This is a genomic window from Methylobacterium sp. WL103, from assembly GCF_008039885.1.
GTDB lineage: Bacteria > Pseudomonadota > Alphaproteobacteria > Rhizobiales > Beijerinckiaceae > Methylobacterium > Methylobacterium cerastii.
Genome location: NZ_VRUX01000099.1, coordinates 1 through 10,925, shown reverse-complemented (window position 1 = coordinate 10,925; position 10,925 = coordinate 1). Strand labels below are relative to the sequence as shown.

At 64.7% G+C, this 10,925-nt stretch carries 13 protein-coding genes; 11 read left to right on the top strand and 2 right to left on the bottom strand.

The window, feature by feature from the left end; genetic code table 11:
• Window positions 1-146: 146 nt before the first annotated feature.
• A complete protein-coding gene (locus FV222_RS31855) occupies window positions 147-278 on the bottom strand; it encodes a hypothetical protein (protein WP_281406878.1) in 132 nt (43 codons plus the stop codon).
• Between the two features lie 27 nt (window positions 279-305).
• On the opposite strand from FV222_RS31855, the gene FV222_RS08960 reads away from it, so the two are divergent.
• Window positions 306-644: a P-II family nitrogen regulator gene (locus FV222_RS08960; RefSeq protein ID WP_147727910.1), complete on the top strand. Its 339-nt coding sequence runs from the start codon at window positions 306-308 to the stop codon at window positions 642-644.
• Window positions 645-666: 22 nt separating this feature from the next.
• Entirely contained in the window at window positions 667-1,605 is a 939-nt protein-coding gene (locus tag FV222_RS08955; RefSeq protein WP_147813905.1) for a glutaminase, read from the top strand.
• A gap of 105 nt (window positions 1,606-1,710) precedes the next feature.
• Here FV222_RS08955 and FV222_RS08950 read toward each other — a convergent pair whose 3' ends face one another.
• Window positions 1,711-2,730 carry a glutamine synthetase beta-grasp domain-containing protein gene (locus FV222_RS08950; protein ID WP_147751644.1) on the bottom strand — a complete coding sequence of 340 codons (1,020 nt, stop codon included), beginning with the start codon at window positions 2,728-2,730 and terminating at the stop codon, window positions 1,711-1,713.
• Between the two features lie 367 nt (window positions 2,731-3,097).
• Here FV222_RS08950 and glnA point away from each other — a divergent pair, with 367 nt between their 5' ends.
• From glnA to FV222_RS08895, 9 genes are all read left to right on the top strand, one after another.
• Window positions 3,098-4,507, top strand: coding sequence for a type I glutamate--ammonia ligase (gene glnA / locus FV222_RS08945; RefSeq protein WP_147751643.1), 1,410 nt, complete (start codon window positions 3,098-3,100; stop codon window positions 4,505-4,507).
• Between the two features lie 218 nt (window positions 4,508-4,725).
• Window positions 4,726-5,322 carry an RNase A-like domain-containing protein gene (locus FV222_RS29455; protein WP_246685388.1) on the top strand — a complete coding sequence of 199 codons (597 nt, stop codon included), beginning with the start codon at window positions 4,726-4,728 and terminating at the stop codon, window positions 5,320-5,322.
• Window position 5,323: 1 nt separating this feature from the next.
• Window positions 5,324-5,596: a hypothetical protein gene (locus FV222_RS08935; RefSeq protein ID WP_147813903.1), complete on the top strand. Its 273-nt coding sequence runs from the start codon at window positions 5,324-5,326 to the stop codon at window positions 5,594-5,596.
• Between the two features lie 44 nt (window positions 5,597-5,640).
• Complete coding sequence (locus FV222_RS08930; protein ID WP_147813901.1) at window positions 5,641-5,988, top strand: hypothetical protein; 348 nt, start codon at window positions 5,641-5,643, stop codon at window positions 5,986-5,988.
• 353 nt (window positions 5,989-6,341) lie between these two features.
• A complete protein-coding gene (locus FV222_RS08925) occupies window positions 6,342-8,273 on the top strand; it encodes an EAL domain-containing protein (RefSeq protein ID WP_187277270.1) in 1,932 nt (643 codons plus the stop codon).
• Window positions 8,274-8,298: 25 nt separating this feature from the next.
• The gene (locus tag FV222_RS08920) at window positions 8,299-8,571 is read left to right on the top strand and encodes a hypothetical protein (RefSeq protein WP_147813897.1); all 273 of its coding nucleotides are present in this window, start codon (window positions 8,299-8,301) and stop codon (window positions 8,569-8,571) included.
• Between the two features lie 82 nt (window positions 8,572-8,653).
• Window positions 8,654-9,307, top strand: a complete 654-nt coding sequence (locus FV222_RS29450) for an RNase A-like domain-containing protein (protein ID WP_246685387.1) — start codon at window positions 8,654-8,656, stop codon at window positions 9,305-9,307.
• Window position 9,308: 1 nt separating this feature from the next.
• Window positions 9,309-9,587, top strand: a complete 279-nt coding sequence (locus tag FV222_RS30645) for a hypothetical protein (protein WP_147813895.1) — start codon at window positions 9,309-9,311, stop codon at window positions 9,585-9,587.
• 844 nt (window positions 9,588-10,431) lie between these two features.
• Window positions 10,432-10,925 (top strand): VOC family protein (locus FV222_RS08895; protein ID WP_147813893.1); only part of this gene is annotated, 494 nt, incomplete at its 3' end.

Genomic DNA, 10,925 nt, shown 5'->3' with positions numbered 1-10,925 from the left:
CATCAGCGCGATGCCCGGGGTGCCGCCGGCGATGGCCGCCGCGTCCACGGCCGCCATCGCCGCGACCGTCATCAGCCGTGCCCCATCCATCGTATCGATCCCCAAAAGTTCGAACGTTTGCTGCCCGCGCGCCACCCAGACACTGCTCAAACAATCGGCCGCCAGTCGAAAAATGCACAAACGATTTGCAGTTCATGCAAGTCGAAGAGGCAGTTTCGACCGATGCCGGTTGAAAACGGCGTGGCGGCCGGACCGGGGGAGTGGTAGAAATTCAGCATCGTCAAGCGCAGGTTGGGCCGTCCGGCATGAAGAAGATCGAAGCGATCATCAAGCCCTTCAAGCTCGACGAGGTGAAGGAGGCCCTCCAGGAGGTCGGCCTCCAGGGCATCACCGTGATCGAGGCGAAGGGCTTCGGCCGCCAGAAGGGCCACACCGAGCTGTATCGCGGCGCGGAATACGTCGTCGACTTCCTGCCCAAGGTGAAGCTCGAGATCGTGCTCTCCGACGCGCTCGTGGAGGGTGCCGTCGAGGCGATCCGCAAGTCGGCCCAGACCGGCCGCATCGGCGACGGCAAGATCTTCGTCTCCACCATCGAGGAGGCGATCCGCATCCGCACCGGCGAGACCGGCCCGGACGCGATCTGACGGCGGCCCCGGCGAGCGGAGCGTGAGCCTCGCTCCGCACCTGCGCAGCGTGGTCGAGGAGATCGCCTACGAGATGCGGCAGCGCTCCGACCGGGGCACGGTCGCGCGCTACATCCCCGAGCTCGCCCGCGTCGATCCGCAGGGCTTCGGCCTGGTGGTGATCGATGCCGACGGCACCATCGCGGCGGCCGGCGACAGCGAGACGCCGTTCTCGATCCAGAGCGTGTCGAAGGTCTTCACCCTGACGCTGGCGCTCGGCATGGTCGGCGACGCCCTGTGGAAGCGGGTTGGGCGCGAGCCATCCGGCAGCCCGTTCAACTCCATCGTCCAGCTCGAACGCGAGCAGGGTGTGCCGCGCAACCCCTTCATCAACGCCGGCGCCATCGCGGTGACCGACGTGATCCTCTCCGGCCACCAGCCGCGCGAAGCCCTGGGCGAAATCCTGCGCTTCATGCAGGCGCTTGCCAACGACCCGACCATCGCCATCGACGAGGCGGTGGCGGCCTCCGAGAAGCGCACCGGCTTCCGAAACGTGGCGCTCGCCAACTACATGAAGTCGTTCGGCGTGGTCGAGAACCCGGTCGACTACACCCTCGGTGTCTACTTCCATCACTGCGCGATCAGCATGTCGTGCCGGCAACTCGCCACCGCCGGGCGGTTCCTCGCCCATTCCGGGCGGAACCCCGCCACCGGCCTGTCCGTGATCCCACCGGAGCGCGCCCGCCGCATCAACGCGGTGATGCTGACCTGCGGCCACTACGATGGCTCGGGCGAGTTCGCCTACCGGGTCGGCCTGCCGGGCAAGAGCGGCGTCGGCGGCGGCATCCTGGCGATCGCCCCGGGGCGCGCCTCGATCTCGGTCTGGTCGCCGGGCCTCGACGAATCCGGCAACTCCCATCTCGGCCGCATCGCCCTGGAGCAGCTTACCCGGCGCATGGGCTGGTCGATCTTCGGGGCGTGACACGCTCTTCCCTCCCTCCTCTGCGGGGAGAGAAGAACGGAAACGAAAAACAGCGCGGACCCGAAGGTCCGCGCCGCTGACGATCCGAAATCCTCGCGATGCCGATCAGGTGGTCGGAACCGACTCGACCGTCTTCAGGATCTGCGAGGCGATCTGGTAGGGGTCCCCCTGGCTGTTGGGGCGGCGGTCTTCCAGGTAACCCTTGTAGTCGTTGTTCACGAAGGAGTGCGGCACGCGGATCGAGGCGCCGCGGTCGGCCACGCCGTAGGAGAACTTGTTCCAGGGCGCCGTCTCATGCTTGCCGGTGAGGCGCAGGTGGTTGTCGGGACCGTAGACCGCGATGTGATCCTCGATCGCGCCGCCGAACGCCGCCATCAGCTTCTCGAAGTAGTCCTTGCCGCCGGTCTCCCGGAGGTAGGTGGTCGAGAAGTTGGCGTGCATGCCCGAGCCGTTCCAGTCGGTGTCGCCGAGCGGCTTGCAATGGTACTCGACGTCGATGCCGTAGGTCTCGCACAGGCGCTCGAGCAGGTAGCGGGCGACCCACATCTCGTCGGCGGCCTTCTTCGAGCCCTTCCCGAAGATCTGGAACTCCCACTGGCCCTTGGCCACCTCGGCGTTGATGCCCTCGTGGTTGATGCCGGCATCGAGGCAGAGGTCGAGATGCTCGTCGACGATCTTGCGCGCGACGTCGCCGACTGCCGAATAGCCGGCGCCGCAATAGTACGGGCCCTGGGGCGCCGGGTAGCCGGCGGCGGGGAAGCCGAGCGGGCGGCCGTCCTTATAGAAGAAGTATTCCTGCTCGAAGCCGAACCAAGCGCCCGGGTCGTCGTGGATGGTGGCGCGCTTGTTCGACGGGTGCGGGGTCTTGCCGTCCGGCATCATCACTTCGCACATCACCAGCACGCCGTTCTTGCGCGTGGAATCGGGGAAGTGGCGCACGGGCTTGAGCATGCAGTCGGACGAGCCGCCCTCAGCCTGCAGCGTCGAGGAGCCGTCGAAGCCCCAGAGCGGAAGCTGCTCGAGGGTCGGGAAGCCGTCGAAGTCCTTGACCTGGGTCTTGCCGCGAAGGTTCGGGACCGGCGTGTACCCGTCGAGCCACAAATACTCGAGTTTGTATTTCGTCATTCCGAGTCTCTCGTCCGTTTAACGATGCGAAGTCCGGGGAAACGCAGCCGCTCCGTGGCCTCCGACGACCGAGACCCCGCTAGCAGGGACCGTGCCAGCGAAATGCCACTTCACCGCCGGTTCCCGCTCACGCGCTACCCTGGCGATCAACTCCGTGTGAACATCCCTTTCCAGGGGAACCGAACCACTCGGTCCGATGACGCACAAGGCGGTGATGGCGCCCAGTCGACCAGGAACGCGCAGGCCGGCGCGCGGAGAAGATTTCCGGTCGCTTCGGTTGGCACGGACGCGTCCCGGGCTGTATGCAGCGCACGTCCGGCGCGCGGCTCAAGTGCGGCGGCCCACGAATCTGAGGAGGACGCCCAAGATGACGACAGCGGCCGAGGTGCTGAAGACCATCCGGGACAACGACGTGAAGTACGTGGACTTCCGGTTCACGGACCCGCGCGGCAAGTGGCAGCACGTCACCTTCGACGTCAGCCTGATCGACGACGAGATCTTCGAGGAAGGCACGATGTTCGACGGCTCGTCGATCGCCGGCTGGAAGGCGATCAACGAGTCCGACATGCTGCTGATGCCGGACCCCTCGACCGCCACGATGGACCCGTTCTTCTCGGCGGCGACCATGGTCATCGTCTGCGACGTGCTCGAGCCCTCGACCGGCGCGCCCTACGCCCGCGACCCGCGCGGCACCGCCAAGCTCGCCGAGGCCTACCTCAAGTCCACCGGCATCGGCGACACGATCTACGTCGGCCCCGAAGCCGAGTTCTTCGTGTTCGACGACGTGAAGTTCGGCGCCGACCCGTACCACACCGGCTTCCAGCTCGATTCGACCGAGCTGCCGACCAACGGTTTTACCGACTACGAGGGCGGCAACCTCGGCCACCGCGTCGCCACCAAGGGCGGCTACTTCCCGGTGCCGCCGCAGGATTCGGCCCAGGACATGCGCGGCGAGATGCTGGCTGCGATGCAGGGCATGGGCGTGAAGGTGGAGAAGCACCACCACGAGGTGGCGAGCGCCCAGCACGAGCTCGGCATGAAGTTCGATACGCTGACGTTGTTGGCCGACCACATGCAGATCTACAAGTACTGCATCCACAACGTGGCGCAGAGCTTCGGCAAGACCGCGACGTTCATGCCAAAACCCGTCTTCGGCGACAACGGCTCGGGCATGCACGTGCACCAGTCGATCTGGAAGGACGGCAAGCCGGTCTTCGCCGGCGACAAGTACGCGGGCCTCAGCCAGGAATGCCTCTGGTACATCGGCGGCATCATCAAGCACGCCAAGGCCTTGAACGCCTTCACCAACCCGTCCACCAACTCCTACAAGCGCCTGGTGCCGGGCTACGAGGCCCCCGTGCTGCTCGCCTACTCGGCGCGCAACCGCTCGGCCTCCTGCCGCATCCCGTGGACGAAGAGCCCGAAGGCCAAGCGCGTCGAGGTCCGCTTCCCCGACCCGATGGCCAACCCCTACCTCGCCTTCTCGGCGCTGCTGATGGCGGGCCTGGACGGCATCCTGAACAAAATCGATCCGGGCGCGGCCATGGACAAGGATCTCTACGACCTGCCGCCGCGCGAGCTGAAGAAGATCCCCACCGTCTGCGGCTCGTTGCGCGAGGCGCTGCAGAACCTCGACCGCGACCGCGCCTTCCTCAAGGCCGGCGACGTCTTCACCGATGACCAGATCGACTCGTTCATCGCGCTGAAGATGGAGGAGGTCATGCGCTACGAGATGACCCCGCACCCGGTCGAGTTCACGATGTACTACTCGCTCTGAGGCCGGGGCGGGCGCGACGCCCGCTCCCCCGACGACCCACCACCCAGCGCCGGAGCCTCGCCGAGGTTCCGGCGCTTCGCGTTTGAAGGCCGCGATGACACCCTTGCTTTACGGATAATATTCCTTTATAGGACTGTAGGCAGATCCGAGGGGTGCAGTCCATGGCGTCAGGCTCGACAGGCCTAGTGCGGGCGAGGTGGCTGATCGCCTCGTACCGCGTGGAGGTCGCCTTCCTGCGGTTGCGTCTGTCGCTGCGTGCGTATCACGCCGACCAACCCCGCATGCCGGCCGGGAACCCGAACGGCGGCCAATGGACGGATGGCGATGCCGGCAACGGGCATGGTTCCGACGACGATGCGCGGATCGTCCATGTCTCGGATGATGCCGACCGCCGGTACACGGTCGTGCTCTCCGAAGAAGAGGCGCGCGGCGGACATACGCTTCGCGAGCATGTCGGCAAGACGGATGCGGAGATGATGGGTCGCGTCCTGGCCAGCAGGAGGACGTTCCCGGTCATCGACTATGGCATACGCCGAGATGGCTCGTTCGAATCCGTAGAGTCTGCGAGCGATTACGTCAATCGCACCTTGGAACAGAATGCTGCGGAGGTCGACGACGTTGCAACTGGTAAAAGGAGCAACGCATTCATAACATCCCGCTTCGGATACAGAATCGGGCGGGAAGCCTACACGGCGGGCCAGCTCGAACCGTATATGCGCACGACCTACGGGGTCGGAATCTTTATCCTGCATGAACCGCGCAGCCCTCGCGGGTACCGCATCTATACCGCCTATCCGCGCGATGACGGAGATTGACATGCAGGCGTCCCTGGAATTCCTCACGTTTGGCCGATGGTTCATACCGGACCTCGATCACGACGCGCCGACGCTGGACGAGAAGTACGCCTTCGTTCTCAACCTCTTCCGCAGCGAGGAGCGCGTCCGGCTGCGGCAGTTCCTCGACCGCGCCCTCCGCGAGGCGTCCGACGCGACGTTGGAGCGGCTGTGGAAGGAGACGGACGCCGACATCTACTTCTTCACCGCGCAGGACCTGCGCGCCTTCCTGGCCGGCGCACGCGACCGGAACTGACGGATCGGGGGCGGACGCCGCAAACGGTAAGGGGGGGAGACGCCATGGCGAAACCGCGCCTCGAACCGACGCCCGAATTCTACCAGTTCGGCCTTGGTTTCCACCAGGACCTCGACGTGAGGGGTAAGACGGAGGACGAGATCTGGGCCATCGTGCTCGATCCGTTCACCGGCCAGGACCGGATCCGCCTGCGCGAGTTCCTCGACAGGATCACGCGCGACGACGTCTCCGACGCCGAACTGCTGCGCCTGTGGAACGCGACGCCGGCCGATTACTGGTTTTCCGATGGCGGCCTGCGCATCATCCTGAAGCAGGCGCGCGACCGGCTGCTTCAGCCGCCGAACCGCCCGTGCCGGCGCAGTCACGACCGCTCCGGTCGGCGCAGAGGCTGACCGGGCGACGACGCCGCGCCGACGGGACGGTCGCACGCGGCACGCATCCGATGCGACGGCGGGGCGGCTGTGGACGCAGGCGGACGCCGACATCGACCTCCCCATCGCGCAGGATCGGTTTTCGCCGACCGAGGCTTCTGTCACCGATCGCAGTTCGCGTGCATTCCGGGCCGGCGCCGGCGGCCGCCTCTGAACGTCGCCTCCGATGATGGTATTTTTAACCCACGATTGCTTTTCAACCCGACGGTTCAACCGACCAACAGACGGGTCCTTCGGCCGATTATCCAATCTTTAGCATTTGTTGGTGCCTATCGCCGTTGCAGATGCAACAGAACCGAGCCACGGCGCTGGCGATGACAGTCTCGAACAGCGTGCGCCGACTCTTCAGGGTCCCCGACGACGAGCCGAACGTGCTCGTCGCGCAGGCGCGGGCCCTATCGCGCCAGGTACCGATCCTGCATACGATCCTGAGCCTGGACGCCATGGGGGTGGCCTACACCCATTACGGCGTGGCGCCGGACGGGCTGACGATCCTGCCGCTGGCGGTCCTGCTGTCGGTCTGCGCCGGCCGCGTCCTGATCTGGAGCCGCACGCACCATCACGCCATAGGCACCGAAGAGGCGTTGCGGCGCCTCAGGGGCACCAACCGGCTCGCGGCGATCCTCGGCTCCGGGTTTGCGATCTGGGCCATCCTGCTGACCCGGTACGGCGACGCCGCCACCAACCTGCACGTGCTGTACTTCCTCAGCATCACGATGATCGCGTGCATCTCCTGCCTGACGCACCTGCGCACGGCGACGCTGATCGTCTCGGCGCTCGCGGTGCCGGTCTCGGCGTACTTCCTTGTGATCGGCGCGCCCGTGGTCCGGGCGGCGGCGCTCAACTACGTCGGCGTCGTCGTGGTGTTGCTGTTCATGCAGTCGGTCTACTACCGCGACTTCCGCCGCCTCACCCGGCTGACCGGGGAGAACCACGCGCTCGCCCACACCGACCCGCTGACCGGCCTGCCGAACCGGCGCTCCTTCTTCGCCGAGCTCGAGCAGGCCATCGCGGCCGCCGACACGGCGGAGACGCGCTTTGCGATCGGCCTGATCGACCTCGACGGGTTCAAGCCGGTCAACGACACCCTCGGCCACCTAGCCGGCGACGCGGTGCTGTGCGAGGTCGGCCGCCGGCTCCAGGACGCCGTCGGCGCGGCGGGCGTGGTGGCGCGCCTCGGCGGCGACGAGTTCGGCCTGATCCTGCACGGCTGGCCGGACCTCGACACCCTCGGCCGGACCCTGTGCACGATCCTGAAGCAGCCCTATGCCCTGCGCGACACCACCGCGCGGATCGGCGCCTCGATCGGCTTCGCGTGCTTCCCCGAAACCGCGCGGACCGCGGAGATGCTCGTCGAGCGGGCCGACCACACGCTCTACCATGCCAAGACCCACGCGCCGGGCACCGCGGCCTGCTTCGCGTTCGAGCACGAGAACCGGATGCACCGGCAGGCTCAGGTCGAGCAGGCGCTGCGCCGGGCCGACCTCGCGGCCGAGTTCCACCTGCTGTTCCAGCCGATCGTCGACGTCGTCGCCGGGCGGGTCCAGGCCTACGAGGCGCTGGCGCGCTGGAACAGCCCGACCCTCGGCTCGGTGTCGCCGGTCGACTTCATCGTGGTGGCCGAGCGCACCGGGCTGATCCACGACCTCAGCCTCGCGCTGCTCCGCAAGGCGCTTGCGGCGATGGCGTCCTGGCCCGAGCACGTGGCCCTGTCCTTCAACCTCTCGGCCTACGACCTCGCCGCCGCCGAGGGCATCGCGACGATCACCGCCCTGATCGCGGAAAGCGGCATCGCGCCCGAGCGCATCGTGTTCGAGGTCACCGAGACCGGCCTGATGCGCGACCTCGTCGACGCCGGCCGCTCGCTCGGCGCCCTGCGGGCGCTCGGCGTCGGCATCGCGCTCGACGATTTCGGCACCGGCTATTCCAGCCTGGGCTACGTCCACCGCCTGCCGATCAGCGAATTGAAGATCGACCGCAGCTTCGTCACCGACATCTGCAGCGACGCCGCCTCGCGCAACATCATCCACTCGATCCTCGACCTCGCGCGCAACCTCCGCCTGCTCTGCGTGGTCGAGGGGGTCGAGACCGAGGCGCAGATGCTCCATCTGCGCGCCGCCGGCTGCCGCTACATGCAGGGCTACCTGTTCCAGAAGCCGATGCCGGCGGCCGCGATCGCCGCGTTCGAGGCCGGCCTTGCGCTGCCGCAGCCGCAAGGCGAAGACCGGATCGCCGCAGCCGCCTGAGCGCCGCCGGGCCCGAGGAGGGGCCGTGCTCGCGTTCGACCACAGGGCGATCGTCGCGCCGATCCTCGCGGAGGGCGTCGCCGCTGTCCGCGCCCTCCTCGAAGCCGGAGGCGTCTTCATGGACGACCGGATCGATTCGGTCATCGCGTCGACGACGGCCGAGGTGCTGCGCGACGGGATGCCCCCGCACCCGGTCGCGTTCGGGCACGACGAATCGCCGGGACGTGGGCGGGACGGGTCACGGCGCCCGGCCGCGCGTGATGGGAAGCGAAGGGAAACGCTTGTCGCCCGGGCTTGACCGCACCACGAACAAATCAAGAACACTCTTGACATATTAAGACTATTAGCCTATGATGCCCCGTCCACGAGCGGAGTGATCCATGGTCGCGCATGAGATCGTCGTCGCGCGGTCGCGGTGGCTTTTGGCGGCTTTGCGCGTCGAGGCGAAGCTGCTTCGGCTCGGCCTCGTTCTTCACGCCTACAACCCGGGCCAATTGCGGGTGCCGGCCGGCCGACCGGACGGTGACCGGTGGACGCGTGAGGACGGCGCCGAAGGCTTTACGACGGGTGACGATGCACGTCTCATCCTCGTCGGCAGCGAAGATGATCAACGGTACAAAGGCGATCTCAGAGCGGAGGAGGGGCGCGGCGGCCACACGCTTGGCAGGCATATCGGCAAGTCCGATGACGAATTGTTCGAGCGCGTGCGAAAATCTCAGTGGCGCTCATTGCTCGCAAACGGAGGGATGAGGCGAGACGGGAGCTTCGAGTCGATCGAATCCGCAAATAATTTTGTCAATCAAACAATAGAATCAAATAAGGAAGCCGTCGATCGCGTCGCTTCCGGTATCGACGATCGTAAGTTCATAGAAAAATCATTCGATCGCAAGACTGGGAGAGAGGCCTATAGCACAAACGAGGGCGTCGTTTATATGCGCGACACGCGTAGCGTCGGCGTTGAGTTGAGACATGACCCTACTTCCCCTCGCGGATTTCGTATCCGGACAGCATACCTTTTAACAGAAGGTGATTGAAATGAAATTATCTGCGGAATTTCGTGAGATTAGCCTGCAATTCTATCAGGATATTCTTGATGACATATCGAGCCAAGAGGAATTGATCAGTACTGTTTTATCGCCCTTGAAAGATGAGGCAAAACGCGCAAGGCTGAGAGATTATCTCAGTTTGGTTACCTCAGATAATTTTTCAAATGATGAACTAAAGAATTTATGGTGGTCTTCGTCCGCCGATATTGTATTTTACGACGGTGCCGAGCTGAGAATTTTTCTCAAACGGGTGCGGGATAGGCTGTAACCCCTACTTTGGAACCCGCCAGAGCGGTCGGGAGTCAGCGAACGCTGAGGCTTATAGCAACAGATGAGGCTCTGTTTATGTCAGGCATAATTGAAGCTCTGGTTTTTGTATAATTCACACCCCAAATTCGGCGCGTGGATTCCGCGTCCGAACACCACATTCACGAAGTGATGGAGATTGACATACAACAACCCCCTGAATTTAAAAAATTCTCACTTCAGTTTTAATCTGGCATATTAGATGATGTTGAAACGGAAGAAGAATTAATTGACTCGGTCTTGTCCCCATTTTCAGACACGCAACAACGCGCATGCTTGCGTTCGTATCTCGATGCGATCACGCAGGATCATGTCGACGACAAGGAGCTGCAGAAAATCTGGTGGTCGTCTTCCGCAGACACTGTGTTTCATGATAGCGCATGGCTACGCGAGTTACTGAGAAGAGCGCGCGATCGGCTCTGATTTTGGCTCAGCTTTTATCATATGCAAGCCGATTGAAATGAAATTACCATAAGAATTCCTTGAATTCAGCCTACAGTTCTATCAATATCGTCTTGATGACGTATCGAGCGAAGATAAACTGATCAGAACCGTCTTATCGACCTTCAAAGACAAGGAAAAACGCGCAAGGCTGAAGGAGCATCTCGAATTTTTTATCGGGAATGAATTTTCAGATGAAGAACTGAGAAAACTATGGTGGTCTTCGTCCGCCGATTTTGTGTTTTATGACGGCGCCGAGCTGAGAGCTTTCCTCAAACGGGTGCGGGACAGACTGTGACGCCCGGCTCGGGAACCGACAGGGCCGTTCGGAACCAGCGAATGCCGTTGGTGATAGGGATCGATCCATGCTCACCCTCGACCACCTTGCCATCGTCGCACCGGATCTCGCCGCGGGCGTGGCTTATGTCCGCGATTGCCTCGGTCTCACGATGCCCGAGGGCGGGCGCCACCGCGAGATGGGCACCCGCAACCACCTCCTGCGGCTCGGCGAGGCCCTGTTCCTGGAAGTGATCGCCATCGATCCCGAGGCGGCGGCCCCGCCCCACGCCCGCTGGTTCGGCCTGAGCGACCCGGGGCGGGTGCGGGCGGACTGGGAGTCCGGCCGGCGGCTGCGCGGCCTCGTCGCCCGCACGGACGATCTCGATCGCCTGCTCGGCGCCCACGGCGAACGGTTCGGGAAGGCCGCCAGGATGACCCGCGGCGCCCTGACCTGGCGTTTCGCCGTCCGCCCCGACGGCGCCTGGCCCGAGGACGGCGCCCTGCCCTGCCCGATGATGTGGGGCGAAGGCCCGCACCCGGCCGCGGCGATGCCCGACCTCGGCTGCCGGCTCGCCGGCCT

Bases quoted from the DNA above. Each gene is read 5' to 3' on its own strand.
- FV222_RS08925 (WP_187277270.1), top strand. From the start codon at position 6,342: ATGACAGTCTCGAACAGCGTGCGCCGACTCTTCAGGGTCCCCGACGAC.
- glnA (WP_147751643.1), top strand. From the start codon at position 3,098: ATGACGACAGCGGCCGAGGTGCTGAAGACCATCCGGGACAACGACGTG.
- FV222_RS08950 (WP_147751644.1), bottom strand. From the start codon at position 2,730: ATGACGAAATACAAACTCGAGTATTTGTGGCTCGACGGGTACACGCCG.
- FV222_RS31855 (WP_281406878.1), bottom strand. From the start codon at position 278: ATGCTGAATTTCTACCACTCCCCCGGTCCGGCCGCCACGCCGTTTTCA.
- FV222_RS29450 (WP_246685387.1), top strand. From the start codon at position 8,654: ATGGTCGCGCATGAGATCGTCGTCGCGCGGTCGCGGTGGCTTTTGGCG.
- FV222_RS30645 (WP_147813895.1), top strand. From the start codon at position 9,309: ATGAAATTATCTGCGGAATTTCGTGAGATTAGCCTGCAATTCTATCAG.
- FV222_RS08930 (WP_147813901.1), top strand. From the start codon at position 5,641: ATGGCGAAACCGCGCCTCGAACCGACGCCCGAATTCTACCAGTTCGGC.
- FV222_RS08935 (WP_147813903.1), top strand. From the start codon at position 5,324: ATGCAGGCGTCCCTGGAATTCCTCACGTTTGGCCGATGGTTCATACCG.
- FV222_RS08960 (WP_147727910.1), top strand. From the start codon at position 306: ATGAAGAAGATCGAAGCGATCATCAAGCCCTTCAAGCTCGACGAGGTG.